The sequence below is a fragment of the Gorillibacterium massiliense genome, assembly GCF_000455485.1.
GTDB lineage: Bacteria > Bacillota > Bacilli > Paenibacillales > NBRC-103111 > Gorillibacterium > Gorillibacterium massiliense.
In genome coordinates this window covers 1-19806 of record NZ_CBQR020000054.1, presented here as the reverse complement: position 1 = coordinate 19806, position 19806 = coordinate 1, and the positions used below count along the sequence as shown (strand labels likewise).

The 19806-nt window shown below is 49.7% G+C and carries 19 protein-coding genes and 1 pseudogene; 15 read left to right on the top strand and 5 right to left on the bottom strand.

What is annotated here, in order from left to right; all coding sequences use genetic code 11:
* The first annotated feature begins 13 nt into the window (after window positions 1–13).
* The 4 genes from TJ79_RS05610 (at window position 14) to TJ79_RS05595 (ending at window position 5352) form a co-directional block, all read left to right on the top strand.
* Entirely contained in the window at window positions 14–1096 is a 1083-nt protein-coding gene (locus tag TJ79_RS05610; protein ID WP_040949315.1) for a carbohydrate ABC transporter permease, read from the top strand.
* Window positions 1096–2199, top strand: a complete 1104-nt coding sequence (locus tag TJ79_RS05605; protein ID WP_040949314.1) for a carbohydrate ABC transporter permease — start codon at window positions 1096–1098, stop codon at window positions 2197–2199. Before TJ79_RS05610 ends, TJ79_RS05605 begins: the two co-directional genes overlap by 1 nt.
* Entirely contained in the window at window positions 2196–4547 is a 2352-nt protein-coding gene (locus TJ79_RS05600) for a glycoside hydrolase family 65 protein (protein WP_040949313.1), read from the top strand. The genes TJ79_RS05605 and TJ79_RS05600 overlap by 4 nt, the downstream gene beginning before the upstream one ends.
* Window positions 4548–4635: 88 nt before the next feature.
* On the top strand, window positions 4636–5352 hold the full coding sequence (locus TJ79_RS05595; protein ID WP_081756731.1) for a DinB family protein: 717 nt from the start codon (window positions 4636–4638) through the stop codon (window positions 5350–5352).
* An 80-nt stretch (window positions 5353–5432) separates the two neighbouring features.
* Here the strand turns inward: TJ79_RS05595 and TJ79_RS05590 are convergent, their stop codons facing one another.
* Window positions 5433–6101 carry a P-loop NTPase family protein gene (locus TJ79_RS05590; protein WP_040949312.1) on the bottom strand — a complete coding sequence of 223 codons (669 nt, stop codon included), beginning with the start codon at window positions 6099–6101 and terminating at the stop codon, window positions 5433–5435.
* Window positions 6102–6412: 311 nt separating this feature from the next.
* Between TJ79_RS05590 and TJ79_RS05585 the strand changes: the two genes are divergently transcribed.
* Window positions 6413–6982 (top strand): DUF309 domain-containing protein, encoded by a 570-nt coding sequence (locus tag TJ79_RS05585; RefSeq protein ID WP_040949311.1) that lies wholly within the window; start codon window positions 6413–6415, stop codon window positions 6980–6982.
* Window positions 6983–7062: 80 nt separating this feature from the next.
* Here TJ79_RS05585 and TJ79_RS05580 read toward each other — a convergent pair whose 3' ends face one another.
* Window positions 7063–7638 (bottom strand): beta-class carbonic anhydrase, encoded by a 576-nt coding sequence (locus TJ79_RS05580; protein ID WP_040949310.1) that lies wholly within the window; start codon window positions 7636–7638, stop codon window positions 7063–7065.
* A 257-nt stretch (window positions 7639–7895) separates the two neighbouring features.
* On the opposite strand from TJ79_RS05580, the gene TJ79_RS05575 reads away from it, so the two are divergent.
* The 5 genes from TJ79_RS05575 (at window position 7896) to TJ79_RS05560 (ending at window position 12539) form a co-directional block, all read left to right on the top strand.
* The gene (locus TJ79_RS05575; protein WP_420319373.1) at window positions 7896–9401 is read left to right on the top strand and encodes a carboxypeptidase M32; all 1506 of its coding nucleotides are present in this window, start codon (window positions 7896–7898) and stop codon (window positions 9399–9401) included.
* 88 nt (window positions 9402–9489) lie between these two features.
* On the top strand, window positions 9490–9657 hold the full coding sequence (locus TJ79_RS27085) for a hypothetical protein (protein ID WP_155987785.1): 168 nt from the start codon (window positions 9490–9492) through the stop codon (window positions 9655–9657).
* Window positions 9658–9889: 232 nt separating this feature from the next.
* Window positions 9890–10837 (top strand): ABC transporter substrate-binding protein, encoded by a 948-nt coding sequence (locus TJ79_RS05570; protein ID WP_081756732.1) that lies wholly within the window; start codon window positions 9890–9892, stop codon window positions 10835–10837.
* Between the two features lie 5 nt (window positions 10838–10842).
* Window positions 10843–11646, top strand: coding sequence for an ABC transporter ATP-binding protein (locus tag TJ79_RS05565; RefSeq protein WP_040949333.1), 804 nt, complete (start codon window positions 10843–10845; stop codon window positions 11644–11646).
* A gap of 68 nt (window positions 11647–11714) precedes the next feature.
* Window positions 11715–12539 carry an ABC transporter permease gene (locus tag TJ79_RS05560; RefSeq protein WP_040949332.1) on the top strand — a complete coding sequence of 275 codons (825 nt, stop codon included), beginning with the start codon at window positions 11715–11717 and terminating at the stop codon, window positions 12537–12539.
* Window positions 12540–12608: 69 nt separating this feature from the next.
* Here TJ79_RS05560 and TJ79_RS05555 read toward each other — a convergent pair whose 3' ends face one another.
* Window positions 12609–13373, bottom strand: a complete 765-nt coding sequence (locus TJ79_RS05555; RefSeq protein WP_040949331.1) for a DeoR/GlpR family DNA-binding transcription regulator — start codon at window positions 13371–13373, stop codon at window positions 12609–12611.
* Between the two features lie 245 nt (window positions 13374–13618).
* On the opposite strand from TJ79_RS05555, the gene TJ79_RS05550 reads away from it, so the two are divergent.
* Genes TJ79_RS05550 through phnX form a run of 5 tightly spaced genes read left to right on the top strand, consistent with a single transcriptional unit; the run spans window position 13619 to window position 18965 of the window.
* A complete protein-coding gene (locus TJ79_RS05550) occupies window positions 13619–14371 on the top strand; it encodes an ABC transporter ATP-binding protein (protein WP_040949330.1) in 753 nt (250 codons plus the stop codon).
* Window positions 14364–16058 (top strand): ABC transporter permease subunit, encoded by a 1695-nt coding sequence (locus TJ79_RS05545; protein WP_081756729.1) that lies wholly within the window; start codon window positions 14364–14366, stop codon window positions 16056–16058. Before TJ79_RS05550 ends, TJ79_RS05545 begins: the two co-directional genes overlap by 8 nt.
* Window positions 16042–17034, top strand: coding sequence for an extracellular solute-binding protein (locus TJ79_RS05540; RefSeq protein ID WP_040949307.1), 993 nt, complete (start codon window positions 16042–16044; stop codon window positions 17032–17034). Before TJ79_RS05545 ends, TJ79_RS05540 begins: the two co-directional genes overlap by 17 nt.
* Window positions 17035–17055: 21 nt before the next feature.
* Window positions 17056–18150 carry a 2-aminoethylphosphonate--pyruvate transaminase gene (gene phnW / locus TJ79_RS05535; RefSeq protein WP_040949306.1) on the top strand — a complete coding sequence of 365 codons (1095 nt, stop codon included), beginning with the start codon at window positions 17056–17058 and terminating at the stop codon, window positions 18148–18150.
* Entirely contained in the window at window positions 18147–18965 is an 819-nt protein-coding gene (gene phnX, locus TJ79_RS05530; RefSeq protein WP_040949305.1) for a phosphonoacetaldehyde hydrolase, read from the top strand. The genes phnW and phnX overlap by 4 nt, the downstream gene beginning before the upstream one ends.
* A gap of 92 nt (window positions 18966–19057) precedes the next feature.
* On the opposite strand, the gene TJ79_RS05525 is transcribed toward phnX, so the two are convergent.
* Together TJ79_RS05525 and TJ79_RS05520 are read right to left on the bottom strand one after the other, a co-directional pair.
* Complete coding sequence (locus tag TJ79_RS05525) at window positions 19058–19264, bottom strand: hypothetical protein (RefSeq protein ID WP_040949304.1); 207 nt, start codon at window positions 19262–19264, stop codon at window positions 19058–19060.
* 115 nt (window positions 19265–19379) lie between these two features.
* Window positions 19380–19806: pseudogene (locus tag TJ79_RS05520) on the bottom strand (SDR family oxidoreductase); the annotation flags it as partial.

Genomic DNA, 19806 nt, shown 5'->3' with positions numbered 1-19806 from the left:
AGGGGGAAGCCTTATGCCATTCGCAAAGGGAAAACAACGGATTCCTTGGCTCGTGCTCATCTCGATCCTTGTACCAGCGCTTAATATCGCCGGGCATACCTGTATCTTTATCTATCTGCGGGATGCGTCACTTAACCCGATTGTATATGGAATCCTGGCGATTTTGTGGGGCGTCGTCGGCGTATATGCGATCTACTGGTCGTTCAATTGGGTTATCGAACAGTACGGGGATAAATGGAAGCGGCGGATTCAGCCCTATCTTTTTGTCGGTCCTTGTATCTTGCTCTTGGGTTGGCTGCTGCTCATTCCGACGCTGCGGACGTTGTATATGAGCTTTTTCAACGCCAGCTCTACCAAGTTCGTCGGGCTAGCCAACTACGGGCAAGTGTTCGTCAATCGCCTTCTATTGACGGCCCTGCGCAATAACTTGCTATGGGTCGTTTTTGGAGCGACTGCTTGTATCGTGTTGGGCCTCTTGATTGCCGTCCTCGCAGATCGCAGCAGCTTTGAAAAGCTGGCCAAAGCCATCGTATTCATGCCTATGGCTATTTCTTTTGTCGCCGCGGGGGTCATTTGGAAGTTCATCTACTATTATCAGCCGGGTGATGAGCAGGTCGGTTTGTTGAATGCGATCGTCGTCGCGATGGGGGGCCAGCCCCAAGCATGGACGAGTATGACCCAGCCGTGGAACAACCTGTTTCTCATCCTCATCCTGATTTGGATGCAAACGGGGTTCGCCATGGTGATCTTTTCTGCCGCTCTAAAAGGCATGCCCGAAGATATTCTGGAGGCGGCGCGAGCGGACGGAGCCGGAGAGATCCGCATCTTTTTCCGCATCATCATTCCCTACATCTCGACAACAATTTTATCGGTTACAACGACGATTATCGTCTTTACGTTGAAAATCTTCGATGTGGTCATGGTCATGACCGGCGGCCAATACGATACGGAAGTGGTAGCCACCCAGTTTTACCGGCAATTTTTCATGTACCAGAACTTCGGTTACGGGTCGACGCTGGCGATTGTGCTGTTGATTGCCGTAACTCCCGTCATTCTCTTCAATCTGCGGCAATTCCGCAAACAGGGGGGATTTTGATGCGCAAACGAAAACGGAAATCCGGCTTGAAGCCCTCCAAAACGTTGGTTAATGTGATCCTCGCCATCATTTGCTTTTTGTGGCTGATTCCTACTTTGGGGCTCTTTGTTTCCTCTTTTCGTCCTGCCTCGGACATATTGAAAACAGGCTGGTGGACGGTGATTCCCCATCGGGAAGAGATACCCCAGAGTCAGCTTCAACTGCCGAAGGATACGGACTTAAGTGAGCCGATCCAAGTAAACGGCGTCACATATTCGGATCAGCAGCTGCGAGACGGGGTCAAAACATCCGACGGAACGAAGCTGGTATGGAGCAACCGGCGGGCGCGTCTCCTTGATGTTGAAAAACCCGGTTGGAAGGCCAACACGGATTTTACGATTGAAAATTATAAAGGGGTTCTGGCCGGCAAAGAGTACCCGATCACTCAAACCGATGGCAGTATCCGCATTGAAAAAGGGAGCAATTTAAACCGAGCCTTCCTCAATACACTGACCGTCGCCGTGCCTTCAACCGTTATTCCGATATTAATCGCATCCTTCGCTGCTTATGCCTTTGCTTGGTTGAAATTTCCTTTGCGCAAAACAATGTTCATTCTCGTCGTGATCCTGCTGGTTGTTCCGCTTCAGGTGGCGCTGATTCCAGTTCTTAAGGATTACACGGTGTTGGGGTTGAACGGAACCTTCCTGGGCGTATGGATTGCTCATGCGGGCTTCGGGCTGCCGCTGGCTACTTACTTTATGTATTCCTATATCAGCCAATTGCCAAAGGATCTGTTTGAATCGGCCTTTATGGACGGCGCCAGCAATTTTACGATTTTCACTCGGCTGATTTTACCGCTTGCCGTGCCTTCGATTGCATCGATCAGCATTTTTCAATTTCTCTGGGTTTGGAACGATTATCTGGTATCTCTGGTGTTCATCGGTTCACAGCCCAACGTTCAGGTCCTGTCCATGCGCATCGCCAATATGGTCGGTTCCCGGGGGAGCGACTGGCATCTGCTTACCGCCGCCGCTTTCGTCTCCATGCTGATGCCGTTGGCTGTTTTCTTCGGCTTGCAGCGTTATTTTGTCCGCGGATTGTTAGGAGGATCGGTTAAGGGATGAATAGCCTCTCACGGAAAATGTCGGAGCATCCTCCCGACGAATGGAGCATTGTAGAGGAGCATTATCAGGAAGATGACCATCTGCAGATGGAAACGATTTTCGCCTTGGGGAACGGTTATCTCGGTATGCGTGGCAGCTTTGAAGAGGGGTTTCAGGGTGAGACCGGTAAAAGCGTAAGCGGTACGTATTTGAACGGCGTGTTTGAAACGGAGCCGATCCATTACCAGGAAGGCGCCTATGGGTATGCGCAAAACAGCGAGACCATGCTCAATGTTACCGACGCCAAAAGAGTCGTTTTTACAGCAGACGGGGAGCCATTTGGCATGCATACCGGCAAGATTCTATCGCATAAAAGAACGCTGGACCTGCGTCAGGGCCTATTGACCCGAAATGTCCATTGGGAATCCCCATCGGGGAAACAGTTTTCCATCCGCATCGAGAGAATGGTATGTCTGGGGCACAAGCATCTGGCTGTTCTCCATTATGAGGTTACGCCTCTGACGGACGATTGCGAGATTGTCTTTTTGTCCGAAATCAATGGAGATGTGAAAAACCAAGCCGGCGCACACGATCCGCGTATGGGTTCGGCTTTTTCCGGACAGGTGTGGCAGACGCTGGATCTTCATGCTCAGAGCGAATTCGCCTGGATGTTCCAAAAGACGAAAAACAGCGGCTTCACTGTACTAACAGCGGCATCCCATCATATCAGCCAACCCGCGAACGCGATAAGGAAAGAGAAGGCCGAGGGGCAGCAAACGGAGATCACATATAGGATACAAGGCCGCAAAGGCGTCTCTGTAGCTTTGACGAAATTCATCGTCTATTGCTCTACCCAAACGGACGGTGCTGATGATTTATTGCGTTTGGCTGTACAAACAGCGGCTTTTGCGGGAAAACAAGGCTTTACTGTGCTCAAAGAGGAGCAGCGTCAGCTGCTTGAACGGTTTTGGCGGCGAGCGGATGTGGAAATTACCGGCGACCCGGCGATGCAGCAGGGGATTCGGTATAATGCCTTTCAACTGCTGCAATCTGCAGGGAGGGACGGAAGGACGAATATCAGCGCCAAAGGCTTATCGGGCGAAGGATATGAAGGGCACTATTTTTGGGATACGGAGACGTTCATCCTGCCGTTCTTCCTCTATACCCATCCGAAGATTGCCCGCGCTCTTCTGGATTACCGCTATCAAACCCTTGATCAAGCCCGCAATCGTGCCCGGGTCATGGCGCAAAAAGGCGCACTCTACCCTTGGCGAACGATCAGCGGAAATGAAACCTCGGCCTTTTTTCCGGCTGGGACGGCTCAGGCACATATCAACGCGGACATCATTTATGGCGTGAAAAAGTACGTGTCGGCAACGGGGGATCTGGAGTTTCTGCTGGAAAAAGGGGCGGAGATGGTATTCGAAACGGCACGCTTTTGGGTGGATATGGGGCATTTCAATCCGGAGCGGGATGGTCAGTTTTGTATCGATGGAGTGACGGGGCCGGATGAATATACGGCGATTGTCAATAACAACGCTTATACAAACCTGATGGTGAAGGATCATCTGGAATATGCCTGTCAAACGGCCCTTTTGATGCTGCAGGAGCATGCGGAGGCATACCGACGGCTTGCGCAGAAATTGGATTTGGCCGATGATGAGATCGGACTTTGGCAACTGGCAGCAGATCGTATGTTCATTCCTGTTGATAGTGAGCGGGGGATCGTCGCGCAGGATGATTCTTTCCTGTCAAAAAAACGATGGGACTTGGAAAATACGCCGAAAGACAAGTTTCCGCTGCTCCTGCACTACCATCCTCTTGTTATTTATCGTCACCAAGTGCTGAAGCAGGCGGATGTGATTTTGGCTTTGTATTTGCAGGGGAATCGGTTTACCTTCGAGGAAAAACAGCGGAACTATGACTATTACGAGCCTATCAACACTCACGATTCTTCATTGTCCCCATGCATCCACAGCATTGTAGCGGCGGATATTGGCCGGATCGACCAAGCCTACGATTACTTTAAGCGCACGGTGCGGATGGATTTGGATGACCGCAACGGAAATGTGGGAGACGGGCTGCATACCGCATCCATGGGAGGAGCATGGCTCTCCATCGTCTGCGGCTTTGGCGGGATGCGGGATTATGCAGGTGACTTGCAGTTTAAACCGGTTTTGCCCGGCGGCTGGCAAGGTTATCGTTTCCGGGTGACGTTTCGGGATCGGCTTCTGGAAGTCCATGTGGAGAAGCAGCAGGTGACCTACACGCTGCTAGAAGGCGAGAATTTGATTATTAGGCATGACACCTCAACTTTGCAGTTGCAGCCGTTAGCGGCGCGAACAGTGGAGATTGGTTCCAATCTATAAGCCTTCATCAAAGCTCATGTCCGTTTTAGCGGCATGAGTTTTCTTTTTGCGAGAAGGATCTATTATTTTCCAATAACATTGGTATATAATGGGTATATGCGAATATGTGTTCCTGTATGGGGGAGAGTGGGAGTTGGAGATGACGAGAATAACCGACCGGTCGATCTGGAACGAAACGATCAAGGAATTGAGGGCGGTAATGCCAAAGCCCGCAGCTCATGAGAAAGCGACGGACATGCTCTTGAGCCTCCACGGGGCGATGCATTCTGCCAAAATGGATGCGGCGATCTCTTGGTCCTATGAAGACGAGGTGCTGGACGATATGCCGGAAATGGCTTTTCGCAGGATTCCGAAGCCGGGAGTGAACTCCGTCGCTTGGCATATCTATCATTCGACCCGTATTGAGGACATTGCGATGAATACGCTGGCAGCGGGAAGAACCCAGCTCTATGACGAAGGATGGTCTGGGCGTCTTAACATCCCTTTTCGCGACACAGGCAACGGGATGAATGACGATAAGCTGAGACGGCTTAGCTCCGAGCTGGATTTTGCGGCCATTCGGGACTACCGCACGGCGGTGGGCAGAAGAACTCGAGAGATTATCGCAAGTCTACAGCCCGGTGATTACAAACGCAAAGTCGATCATGCGCGCATCAAGCAGGTAGAAGATCAGGAGGACGTTGTCCCGGAAGCGCACTGGTTGCTGGATTACTGGGGAAATTTGACCGTGAGCGGCTTGTTCCTTATGCCGGCGACCCGCCATCTTATCGTCCATTTGAATAAGGCACAAAAGCTTAAAAAATAGGTTTTTGAGGGTCGCCCCTCCGTCATCAAAATGACTGAAGGACGATCCTCTTGCTATCCAATCTAGTTCCTTTATCTCTTTTATCTAATACTGTTTCTAACAAATTGAATAATACGGTTTGAATACTCATCCCAATGATAATCTTTATTTTCGATAATGATTTTTGGAACTTCCCATGAATCAATAATTGACCTTACGAACGACTGACTACCTCCCCATAAAATGCCGGCTTCCCTAAAATCATCATCCGTATGCAAAGATACTGGGCCCCACTCGTTCCCGCGCACACCGCAAATGAAGCGCCATTGTCCCTCAACATCGACTTGGTAAAAGTAAATTAATAGGGGCTCTAATGGTTCAAGAATACCCATTAAACTCGATGAGAGATGGAGTAGTTTATCGTGATTCATTCCCATATGGTGAGCACAGTTAATTGCATCTTGAAATAATACACTTTCAATTATTGTCACATCATGAATGTCGTTCGTACATTTATTAACAAAATCCTTAAATTTGGATTGGAGCAAACGAATATATAAATCTGCTTGCTCATCATCCTCAAATGAACTGAACCTGTGATCATGTATAAACAGAGGATGATTTTCCTCAAGCTCTAAAATACATCTGTTTATGATGTTCCATGAAGTTAGTTTATTTGCAATCATTGTTGCACAGGTGGTTTTCCCTGACCCTGGCATTCCGTCGATAACAACAAGTCGTTTCTTTTTAATTCCCACAAATTTGGGCATAAAAAAGCCTCCATCTCATTAGTTGAAAAAAGACAAATCAAATAAACCCTGTTTTCAGGATTGAGATGATGCGTCTTACTTCCTCAACTTAATGAAACGAAAGCCTGGTATCATATATAAACTCTTTTCTATAAAAAATTTGCTGCAAAATAAAGTGTATCCAAAAAACAAAGTATTATCAATATCTGCCAAAAAATATTGACAGTTAAGTTGATAGAGGCAGACGGATGGAGTGATCTGGTTTTCATCTTCCCGCAAGGTTTGATAAAATGGCAGCAAAACGGCTTTGTCGACGGGGGAGAGACTTGGACATGGAGAGTCGCCGCGAATATCCGCAAGAATATTTGGACTATCTGGTAACGTTTCATGGTGAGCGGGATTATTTTGAATGCCACGAGATCATGGAGGACTATTGGAAAAAGACGGCGGGAACGGCCGAGACTAAGCGCTGGCTGGCGCTCATCCAGGTTGCCGTCAGTGCCTATCACGAACGTCGGGGCAATCGGATCGGCGCTAGGAATATGGCCGAAAAGGCGATTTCTAACGGTGAAGGGGAAAAATGGGACGAGCTGGGGCTAGATGGAGAGGTTTTAATTGGGCAGATTAAGGAGCAGTTGCGCAGATTAGGCGAAAGCGGTGGTACCGAGCAGTATGAAGAGCCCAACCTGCCGATATCAGACCTTCAGCTTCTCGACGCCTGCCGGAATCTGGCAGAACAGCGTGGATTCATGTGGCAAAATACCGACGGAACGGTTCATGATGACATCGTGCATAAGCATTTGCGGAGAGACCGAGCGACGGTGGTCATGGAGCGGGAAAGGAGCCTAGCCGCAAAGCGAAAACGACGGGCTGCCCCGCCAAACAGCGATGCGCGGGAATAACCGAAAACTCGGGCATTTTTGCTTCCATCCCATAAAAAAGCTGCCTACAAGCTGATCAACAGCGAGCAGGCAGCGTATGATCAAGCTTGTTGAACCCCATCTTCATCTTCGGCAATCAGATCCAATTGCCCCGTTTCCGGGTGGATAACCAATCCGTAAACTTTGATGTCCTGGGGCAGGAGCGGATGGTTGCGGATGGCTTTCACGCTGGCTTTTACCGTGTCTTGGACGTTTTCGAATCCCGTCAGAAAGCGGTCTAAGTCGACGCCGGAATAGGAAAGGGTGTGCAGGGTTTCCTCGGAAATGCCGCGCTTAACCGCCTTCGACAGCACTTCATCCGGGTTCAAGCCAGTCATGCCGCAATCGTGGTGGCCAATCACGTAAACCTCTTCGGCGTTCAGTTGGTAGATGGCAACCAAAATGCTGCGCATGACGCTGCCGAATGGATGGGCCACGAGACCGCCGGCCGTTTTTATGATTTTAGCGTCTCCGTTGCGAAGGTTCATCGCTTTAGGCAGAAGTTCGGTGAGGCGGGTATCCATACAGGTGAGGATGGCGATTTTTTTGTCAGGGAATTTATCGGTGCTGTATTTCCGGTATTCCCCGTCTTGGACGAAACCACGATTAAATTCTAATATGTCATTCAGTCTTGACAAGTGAAATCCCTCCTAAACTGGATGTTTATGTCCATCCTTATGCATCTTTGCGTATGAAAATTCATTTTCAACAGAAATGTGAAACCCTTTCCGAACATCTTATCACATACGGGACCGGCGTCAACTGGAAATGCAAATCCATGGAACTTTTGATTCAGCGGAAAAAGAATCGCTGTGCGCTTTTGTTGATTATTGATTCGCAAGAGATGTAAAATTATACGTATCTTGATGGAATGGGAGGAGCCATACTTATGAGCATGGTTCAAGAAAAAGTTCAAGGTTTTCGCGATCTGGTGAAGCGCATCTGCAGTTATAACGAAGCTATCAGCATTATGTATTGGGATTTGCGTACCGGCGCACCCCGTAAAGGTGTGGAAGACCGCTCGGAGTCTTTGGGACTGCTCTCTACGGATGTATTCAAAATGTCTACTTCCGCAGAAATGGGCGATTTTTTGAGCTTTATCGAACAAACGAAGGACGATACCATCGACCCCCTTACCCGGAAAATGGCGGAGGATCTACGTAAGGATTATGACCGTATGGTTAAAATTCCGCCAGACATGTACCGGGAATACGTGATCCTAACATCCCAAGCGGAAACGATCTGGACGGAAGCGAAGAACGCATCGGATTACCCGAAATTCCGCCCTTATTTGGAAAAAATCATCGAATTCAACAAACAATTCATTGAGCTGTATGGCTACGAAGGGCATAAATACAATGCCTTGTTGGACATGTATGAACCGGGACTCACCGTGGAAAAGCTGGACAAACTCTTCGGCACGCTGCGGGATCGGACGGTTCCGCTTGTCAAAGCCATCAGTGAATCGCCCAACAAGCCGGATGCGTCCTTCTTGAAGCAGTCTTTTCCCATCGAGAAGCAAAAAGCGTTCAACCGGATGATCGTACAGGAGATGGGGTACGACTTTGCCGCTGGAAGGCTGGATGAAACCGAGCACCCTTTTGAAATTACCATCAATCAGGGTGATGTACGGATTACCACCCGCTATGTCGAGAGTGACTTTACCTTCGCCCTGTTCAGTACCGTTCACGAAGGCGGACACGCACTCTACGAACAAAATATCGATCCGGAGCTGAAGGGCACGAATCTGAGTTCCGGCACTTCCATGGGCATTCATGAGTCTCAATCCCGTTTCTGGGAGAACATGGTGGCTCGTAGCCCAGAGTTCTGGATCCGCTACTATGGCGATCTGCAAAAAGCCTTTCCCGAGCAGCTGCAGCAGGTGAGTCAGGAAGATTTTATCCGTGCCGTCAATGTTTCGGAGTCTTCGCTTATCCGTATAGAAGCGGACGAATTGACTTATAATTTGCATATCATCATTCGTTATGAAATCGAAAAAGCCCTCTTTGAAGGATCGATTCACACCGAAGACTTGCCTGCCGTCTGGAATCAAAAATACAAGGAATATCTTGGCGTTGAACCGGACAGCGATAAAACCGGCATCCTTCAGGATACCCATTGGTCGGGTGGCTCCTTCGGCTATTTCCCGTCCTATGCCCTCGGCAACATGTATGCCGCTCAAATCCGCCACACGTTGAAAAAGGAAATGCCTGATATGGACGAAAAGATCGCCAAAGGAGATCTGCTGCCCATCAAGGATTGGCTGAAGGAAAAGATTTACCGCTACGGTAAAAAGCTGACTCCTAACGAAATCATCATGAGCGTAACAGGTGAAGAATTGAATCCCCTGTATTTGGTGGAGTATTTGGAAGAGAAATATAAGGCGGTTTATAAGCTGTAAAGATATACAAGGAGATTTATACCCTTAATTTGGTGTAGGATAGAAAGGCGCCGTTTTCGGACGCGAAGTTGAACAGGGGGAATCATACATGCCTACCGCGACAGGAATTTGGTACATGGTTCTGTTGACAATAGCCTCAACCATCGGCATCGGCGTTCTGATCTTCGGGTACAGATCCGTGAAGAAGACAGAGATCAAGGCGGAGTCCGGAAAATCCGCGCATCCGCATGTCAGCAAGCATGGAAATAAGATTTGAGTGAAGATACCGCTTCCCGGAATTTGGGACATACCGTCTTCAACGAGCCATCCTTCGGCCTAGCCGTCGGATGGCTTTTTCTTTGGCTTCCGTCGGTTTCCCAGCTCATACGGGCATTAACCCATTCGCCCAGATCTGCATAGGATACGGTATTCATTTTACGACTTGAGGGGGGCTTGCGGTGAAACGGATAACCATTGCGCTGTTGGCATTGCTTTTGGCGGCAGTCGGGATGTTGGCAGGATGCGGCAAGAAGGATGCGTCGAAAATCCGTATCGGGGAAGTGACCCGCTCGATCTTTTACGCTCCACAGTATGTGGCGTTATCCCAAGGCTTTTTTAAAGATGAGGGATTGGATGTCGATCTGCAGACGACGGCAGGCGGAGACAAGACGATGACGGCGATTCTGTCGGGAACGGTGGACATTGGTCTGGTCGGTTCGGAAACATCCATTTACGTTTACCAGCAGGGAGCGGACGATCCGGTCATCAATTTCGCCCAGTTGACCCAGACGGACGGTACCTTTCTTGTTGCGCGCAAGCCGGACCAGAATTTTAATTGGGACAGCTTGAAAGGCATAACCTTTCTCGGCCAGCGGAAGGGCGGTATGCCTCAAATGGCAGGGGAATTTACCTTAAAGAAGCACGGCATCGATCCCCACAAGGACATGAACCTGATTCAGAATATCGAGTTTGCCAACATCCCATCGGCTTTTGCATCGGGAACTGGCGACTATGTTCAATTGTTCGAGCCCCAAGCTTCCGTCTTTGAAAAAGCAGGCACCGGCCACGTCATCGCATCCTTCGGCAAGGAAAGCGGCCATCTGCCTTATACCGTATATATGGCGAAACAAAGCTACCTGAAGAAACACAAGGATGTCGTCCAAAAGTTCACAAACGCTATCCAGAGAGCCCAGAAGTGGGTGGATACGAAATCCGTCGAAGAGGTAGCAAACGCCGTTATTCCCTATTTTAACAAGGTGGATAAAGACATCGTAGTCAGCGTCGTGAAACGGTATAAAGAGCAAGGCTCCTTTGCCACAGACCCCATTATCGACGAGCAGGAGTGGAACAATCTGCAGGATATTATGGACTCGGCAGGGGAACTGAAAGCGCGGGCGCCTTATGACAAACTGGTCGACAACCACTTTGCGGAAAAAGCGAAAGCGGATGTGAAGTGACTGCCATGGAAGCAGCGGTAGCGTCGACAATTCCGGCTCTGCGTTTATCGGGAGTCACCCACGTTTATGTCACCGAGAAGGGGGCAACCCTATCCGTCGATGACATCGGCTTTCAGATTGAGCCTGGAGAGTTTGTCAGCCTGCTTGGTCCCAGTGGCTGCGGAAAAACGACGCTCCTCTCCATTATTGCCGGGCTCATCCGGCCAACTGAAGGGGGGGTGGAAGTTTACGGCAAAGCTGTCAAACAACCCAGCCCGAAAGTAGGATACATGCTGCAGCAGGATTATCTGTTCCCTTGGCGGACGATTTTCGATAATGCCCTGATCGGTCTTGAACTGAATGACGCCGTCACCCGGAAGAGCAAGGCGGAGATTTTACGTCTGTTAGATGAAATGGGATTGCTGCAGGTGAGAGACCACTATCCCTCTCAATTGTCCGGGGGCATGCGGCAAAGGGCGGCGCTTGTGCGGACGCTGGCGACGAATCCCGATCTGCTCCTTCTGGATGAGCCGTTTTCGGCATTGGATTACCAAACAAAGCTGCAGATGGAGGACTTGGTGGCAAACGCAATCCGCAACCATGGGAAGACGGCGCTTCTTGTCACCCATGATATCTCGGAGGCTATTGCCCTGAGCGACCGGGTTTTGGTGCTGGAGCGCAATCCTGGCCGTATTCGCAGGGAATTCACCGTTCCGGAGGAGATCCGCCGTGCCGTCCCATTGGACGCGAGAGAAAAGCAAGGCTTCCACCGGCTATTTCACGATATATGGCGGGAGCTGGAAACGCCGGGAGGGAGGAAGGGAACATGACGAACTCCGAGAAAACCGGAACTCCCGACCGGACGGCGGAATTGACGCCGGAACAACGCAGCCGGCTGATGAACCGCCATGGTGAAGAGCGCATCGCCTTAACGATAAAAACCTATGCCGCCCATGTGCGGCAGCGCAGAATGCTTCAACTCCGGGTTCACCTCGTGCAAGCGGCGATCTTTATTCTGTTCATGGGTATCTGGGAGCTGGCGGGAAGAATGAAGTGGCTGAACGTTTTGCTGTTCAGTTATCCCAGCAAGATCGTTCGTCTTTTAGCTTCCATGGCGGAAGACGGAACACTCTGGCCCCACCTTGGCATGACAGTGTCCGAAACCGTGATCGGCTTTGTGCTAGGCACCGTTTGCGGAACGCTGCTGGCGGTGCTCTTGTGGTGGTCGCCCTTCATCGAGAAGGTGCTCGATCCTTATATCGTAGTCCTGAACAGTATGCCAAAAGTTGCCCTTGGTCCACTTTTTATCGTCGGTCTTGGCCCCGGCATGCTGTCGATCATCGGCACGACTTTGGCGGTGACGGTGATCATCACGACGCTCGTTGTATTTTCAAGCTTCCGCGAGGTAGATGCCAACTATGTTAAAGTGGTGCGGCTTTTCGGTGGCTCCCGTCCTCAAGTGTTCTATAAAGTGATTTTACCGGCGGCGTATCCGTCCATTGTATCCACCTTAAAGGTGAATGTGGGTCTTGCTTGGATTGGCGTGATCGTCGGGGAGTTTCTCGTATCGGAAAAAGGGCTAGGCTACCTCATTGTTTATGGCTTTCAAGTGTTTAATTTTACCCTCGTCATCGGCAGCTTGTTCCTTATCGCCATCGTCGCAGCCGTGATGTACCAAATAGTGGCTTGGGTGGAACGCAAGCTGCTTAAGGGGAAAAGGTAAGATAGAAAAGGCACCTTCTATGCAATACTTATGCAAAAAACGGGCACCTTGGGGTGCCCGTTTTTGCTGTCATAAATCCGCAACGATCAAGCTGGTGCGTGTCTTTTTGAACTTGGCGATAAATCCGGTATCCAGATTATTATCGGTAATGATGGCATCGATCCGATCCAAGGGGGCGATGGCGACGGTGACGTCCTTGCCGAACTTGGTGCTGTCGGCGGCGATGTAGACCTCGCTGGACAGTTCGATCATCTTTTTGCGAGTAATGGCTTCCTCCATATTGAAATCGGAAATGCCTCTCTCGAGGGTAATGCCACTACAGCAGATGAAGGCTTTGCGGACATTCAATTCGTGGAAATTGAAAATATAATCATAGGCGATGACGGATTGCTCTTGCGTACGGATTTTGCCGCCGATGATGATCAGCTCCACGTCGCTCTGCATCAACTCATTGATCACTGGGATGGAGTTGGTGACGACGGTGAGGTTTTTTTTGTGTTTGATGAATTTGGCGATTTGATAGGTCGTTGAACCGCTGTCGATATAAATGCAATCACCGTCCTGGATGATATCACTGCATTTGCGGGCGATTTTTTCCTTCTCATCCAGATGGCTGACCATCCGCTCTTCCATGGAGGATTCGCCGAGCCAAGTTTCCATCAGCTTGACGCCGCCGTAAATCTTTTCGATCTTGCCCTGACTGGACAAGTGGTTGATATCCCGTCGCAGCGTATCCATGGAGACGTCCAGATCTTCGGTTAACTCTGTAAGCTTGAGTACCTTTTTCACTGCAAGCAGCTCGATGATTTTTTTCTGTCTTTCAAGTGGCAGCATGATCGTCTCACCCGTTCTGACTTGGAATTGCGGCAAATTGCCATCGACTTCCTACAGTTTACCGATTATGCCTTATTTGTTCAACAGGTTTTGCGGATGCCTTCAAAGAAGGAAATCAACATATGAAACATATATGCAATATGTATGAAAGAGATATGCATAAATTAACCCAATCTTTACATGGTTGTGCGTCAGATTTGACAATTCCTTTTTATACTGAGGTGGAAATCAAGGAGGTGAACGGTTTGCTGAAGCTTCAGCATATCGGAAAACAATTTGACGGTAAAGATGTATTGGACGATATCAGCTTTGAAGTCGGAACCGGTGAAATCATATCGCTGCTCGGTCCTAGCGGCAGTGGTAAGACGACGCTGCTTAACATTATTTTGGGTTTAACCGCTCCGGACAGCGGACAAATCATTTGGAATGAGGCGGACGTTACCCAAATGCCGATGGGCAAACGGGGTTTCAATATCGTTTTCCAGGACTATGCCCTGTTTCCTCATCTTAATGCTTACGAGAATATCATATACGGACTGCGAAACAAGAAGGGCGTTGTCTCTGAAAAAGAGGTTCGAGAGTTTATCGACCTACTTGAGCTGAGTCCCCACTTGAAAAAGAAGATCGGCGAGCTTTCCGGCGGACAGAAACAGAGAGTAGCCCTTGCCCGAACATTGGTTATGAAACCGAACATTCTGCTTCTCGATGAACCGCTCAGCGCATTGGACGGCGTCATCAAGGAATCCATCAAGCAACGGATTCAGTCCATCGCAAGGGAATTCAAGCTGACGACGGTGATCGTAACCCATGACCCGGAGGAGGCCCTTACATTGTCCGATAAGGTTCTCATCATCGATCAAGGTAAAGTTTCGCGCTTCGGGACACCCGGGGAGATCATCCATCAGCCGGGAAACGATTTTGTGAAACGTTTCATCATCAACCAACTGGAAATCAAAAGACATAACATCTTTAACTTGTTCGGTGATCAATATGCCTAGAGTGAAACCGGTCATGCGCATCCTGTTTGCTTCGATCTTGCTCTTATTCATCTTTTTTATGGTCATGCCGCTTATCGTCCTGCTGATCCGTTCTTTCCAAGGGGAGATGGGATACACATTCGCCAACTACGTTTCTGTTTGGAAAAACAGCGAGACGGTGACGTCCATCATAAACAGCTTCAAAGTGTCGGCATTAACGGCTCTGATCACGACGGCGCTGGGTTTTGTTCTCGCGTATGCAATACACTGCACGAATATCTATCGTCCGATAAAAAGCGTGGTCCGGACAGCCGTCGTCGTTCCCATGCTGCTTCCTACCATCACTTACGGATTCGCCATTATGTATTCCTTCGGCAATCAAGGTCTTATCACTCGTATCGTGGGAAAGAATCTGTTCCCGATCTACGGCTTCAACGGTCTTTTGACCGGCTATGTCATCTACACCCTGCCTTTGACGTTTCTGCTTCTTCATCATGGCTTCCAATATTTTGACAAGCGGTTTCTCATTGTGTCCAAGCTCATGGGGGACGGAACCGTAAGAAGCTTCCTCCATACCGTTTTGCGGCCGATGGCTGGCGCGTTGGGAGGCGCCTTCGTTACCTCTTTTATCTTAAGCTTTACGGACTTCGGCATTCCCGCTTCGGTAGGCGGAACTTACCCGGTCATCGCCACTGAGCTTTATCAAATTATGTTGGGCTCCATTCCAGATTTCAATCAAGGTGCAGTGGTCGCCATTTTGATGCTGATTCCTGCCGTATTTGGTGTTTGGCTGCTGAATGGACTGGAACGCTTGAATTTTCACTACGATAGGTTGGATAAGATTGAACTGCCAAGGCATCGGGTTCGGGATATCGGCTTCGGCTTCGCATCCTGCGCCATTCTTTTCAGTATGTTGAGCGTTTTCGCCATCATGTTCATTGCTCCTTGGCTCGCGGGCTATCCCTATGACTTAACGTTCACGTTCAAGCATGTGAAGAATGTGCTGAACTCCAGCTCCCTGACTGACGTTTACCGGCATTCATTGGGATTAGCTCTATTCACGGCGTTATTCGGTACGCTGACGGCTTATGGGGCGGCGCTATTGAATGCGCGTACCCGAATCAAAGGGAAGTCCGTTTTGGACTCTGTGGCGATGCTCACCAATACGCTGCCCGGCATGGTGCTCGGCATTTCTTACTTGCTGTTATTCAACAATAGCAGTTTGAAGAATACCTTTACGATCCTCGTTCTATGCAATATCGTTCACTTTTTTACTACCCCCTATTTGATGGCCAAAAATGCCTTGTCCAAAATGAATCGCTCCTGGGAAACGACAGGAGAGTTATTGGGTGACAGTTGGCTGCAGACCGTTTATCGGGTTATCCTGCCGAATTCGGCCGCTACGGTCATTGAGATGTTCAGCTATTACTTCGTTAATGCCATGGTTACCATCAGCGGACTCATCTTCTTGGTATCAGCCCGCACCTCCGTCGTGGCCAGCACCATTAAGGAACTGCAGCACTTCGAAAAATTCAACGAAATCTTCGTGCTGTCGCTGTTGATCTTCTTCACGAATTTGACGGTGAAGGGGGTGTGCGATTTTTTGCAGAAAAAGGCGCCGGTCATCGGCAGATTTCATATTCGGCCATTCTCCAATTTGAAAATTAAATTCGTTAAAGCGAGGGATATCTATGTGGAAAACGATTAAAGGAATGCTGGCAGGATTGTGTGTCCTGGCTCTTGCAGTTTCGTTCACGGGTTGCGGCTCCAGTAAGGCAAATGAAGCAAAAAAAGTCGTCATTTATACCAATGCAGATGATGAAGCGGTGGCGGCTATGGAAACCGCTTTGAAAAACGCCGGTTACGAGAATAAATATTTGGTTAAGGCGCTAGGCACTTCGGAACTGGGCGGCAAGCTCATGGCGGAAGGAAGCAAAATCGAAGCGGATCTAGTTACGATGAGCTCCTATTTTATCGATAGCTCCCAGGCCAAATATTCCATGTACAAAAATCTTGATTTCGACACCGGTGCCATTGAAACCTATCCGGCTTTCTACACGCCAATTTTGGCAAATACCGGCTCGATTTTCGTGAACACCGATGTTTTGAAGCAAAAAAACTTGCCGATGCCAACCTCCATCAAAGATTTGACGAAGCCGGAATATAAGGATCAAGTATCCATTCCGAACATCATGAGCTCCTCCACCGCCTGGCTGCTGGTTCAAGCGATCATTACCCAATACGGCGAGGATGAAGGGAAAACGATTTTGCACGATCTTATTGCAAATGTCGGACCTCATCTGGAAAGCTCCGGCTCCGGGCCGATCAAAAAAGTACAAGCAGGTGAAGTGGCGGTCGGTTTCGGCCTACGCCATCAAGCGGTGAAAGCGAAAGCGGAAGGCGCGCCTATCGATTACGTGGATCCGGTGGAAGGGAACTTTTCACTGACGGAATCCATTGCAGTCGTGGACAAGAAAAACGCTACTACCGATCTGGCTATGAAAATGGCACAAACGATCATTAAAGACGCCCGTAAGGATTTGATCTCTTATTATCCTGTTGCCCTGTACAAAGGGGAAAGCGTAGAGGACATCAACAAACCGGCCAAACCGATGAAATTTACGCAGCCGCTTACGGTGGATCTGTTGGAAAAACATCAAAACTTTTTTAAAGAAGCCCAATAACCCAACATGGAGTGAAACCGGATGAAACCCTACAAACTGCTGACACCGGGGCCGCTGACCACGACCCGCTCGGTGAAGGAAGAAATGCTGCTGGACCGCTGCACCTGGGACGATGAATATAAGGCTATTACACAAAAAATCAGGTCACAGCTTCTCAACTTTGCCGGCGCCAAGCCGGAACAATATACGGTCGTTCTGATGCAAGGAAGCGGGACCTTCGCCGTGGAGTCCGTCATGACCTCGGTAATCTCTGGCAGAGATAAAGTGTTGATTTTGACGAACGGCGCTTACGGTGAGAGGCTCGTCAAGATGGCACAGTATATCGGCTTGAATTATGAAGAGTACTGCGTGCATTGCGATGAGCATCCGGAAGCTTCGGCGATACGAGCCTGTCTGGATGCGGACGAGCAAATTACCCACATCGCGATGGTCCATTGCGAGACGACGACGGGAATTTTGAATCCTTTGGAAATGGTTGCGGGTATCGCGAGAGAATACGGAAAAACGCTGATCGTCGATGCCATGAGCAGTTTCGGCGGAATCGAAATCGACGTGAAAGCACTCGGGATCGATTTTTTGATCAGCAGCGCCAACAAATGCATTCAAGGCGTGCCGGGCTTCGGCTTCGTCATCGCGAAACTAGCGAAACTGGAAAACTGCGCGGGTATTGCCCGCAGCTTGTCATTGGATTTATATGATCAGTGGAAAGGCATGGACAAAGACGGGAAGTGGCGCTTTACTTCACCGACCCATGCGGTAGCCGCTTTTGCTAAAGCTATAGACGAACTCATCGATGAAGGGGGAATCCCCTCAAGATTTGCCCGGTACAGCCGGAATAATCGTTTGCTCCGGGAGAGGATGGGGGAGTTGGGCATCCGATCCTATATTCCCACTGAGATGCAGTCGCCGATCATTACGACGTTTTTATACCCGAACGAATCATTCCGCTTTGAAGAGTTCTACCGATTTGTAAAAGATCGGGGATATGTCATCTACCCGGGCAAGCTGACGGATGCCGATACGTTCCGCATCGGCAATATCGGAGAGATCTATGAGGAAGACATCGAACGTTTATGCGGCATCGTTGCCGATTATTTGGAGGGAGAAGGCCGATGAACAAGATTGAAGGAGTCATCATGGACTGGGCGGGGACAGCTGTCGATTTCGGTTGCTTCGCTCCTGTAAATGTGTTTCTTGAGATATTCAAAAATGCAGGTCTCGAAGTGACGTTGGAGGAAGCGCGAGCTCCAATGGGCATGCTGAAAATCGATCATATCCGAGCCATGCTGTCCATGCCGAGGGTTTCCGCGTTGTGGGAAGTTCAGTTTGGGAGACCGTTTAACGAGCAGGATGTTCAGGATTTGTACGAGGCATTCCAGCCAGCCCTAATGGCAACTTTATCCGAATATACCGAACCGATTCCGGGAGCCATCGAAACGGTGGAAGCGCTGCGGGCGGCAGGGATCAAAATCGGTTCAACCACAGGTTACACCGGACTGATGATGGATGTGGTTACGGAGGGCGCTCGTGCGAGAGGTTATAGCGTGGACTCGGTAGTAACGGCGGACGACACCGGTTCTCGCGGCAGACCATATCCCTATATGATTTACCGCAATATGGAGAAACTGAAGCTGTCCACCTGCTGGAAAATGGTCAAAGTCGGCGACACGGCTTCGGATATTGAAGAGGGCTTGAATGCCGGTGTGTGGACGGTAGGGGTAATCGCGGGCAGCTCCGAAATGGGACTTACTTTGGCGGAGTATGAAAGGTTGACCGAGCCGGAGAGGGAGTCGGTCATGACGAAAACGGGGCAATTTTTTATGAAATGTGGAGCTGACTTTACAATAACGTCAATCCGTGAACTTCCCAGACTCATCGAGAAAATCGACGGGCTGCTTGCGGAAGGAAAAAGGCCGGGGATGGGAAGGTAAGATTAGATTTATTTAGGCATGCATTAAAAAGATCGAGATGAGAGAGCTGGACAAGCCTCTCTTCTCGATCTTTTTTATAGGAATCGTTTGGATTAGTCGTTCGAGGGATAGTTAGGAAGCTGATCCGGGTTGTTCGGGCTTAAAATCCGTTCCGGAGCAAGGGCGCTATAGTAAGCGTCAGGCGCGCCGGACTCGCCGTCTTTCGCATTCTTTAAAGCGCTCAAGCGGCCGTTGCGCATTTCTCCGGTATGCAAAGGCTTGTCCGGTTCGTCTCCCGGTCTTTTCTTGCGTTTCGTCACAATTAATGACCTCCTTCGATCGTTTGGGAAATCATTCCTGTTCAACAGGCTTTCATCCTGAGTAAAATAAATGATATTATCTGGAAATAGGGTTCGGAGGAGAGACGACCGTACGTCAATAGGCGGTCCAACCGGAGTCTGCGACTACAATGGCGCCGTTGACGAAGCTGGCGTCGTCGGAAGCGAGAAACAGCGCGACTTTGGCGATCTCGTCGGGTTCTCCCGACCGGGGATTCGCCGATGCGGCGGCCATCGCCCGTTCCATGCCGAAGGAGTCAGGAGCGTTCATCGTGGTGCCGATATTGGTGTTGACACCGCCGGGAGCGATGCCGTTGCAGCGGATGCCTTTGTTCGCATATTGAAAGGCGACGTTTTTCGTCAAGCCGACCACCGCGTGCTTGGATGCCGTATACGCCGCGCCTGCACGAGAGCCGTAAAGTCCCCCACCGAAGCGATGTTGACGATGACGCCGCCTTGCCTTCCGGTCGAAAAAGAAATCGACAGCGCTTTGTCGGGTCGGTCCGCATCGGGCCCGGTCCGCA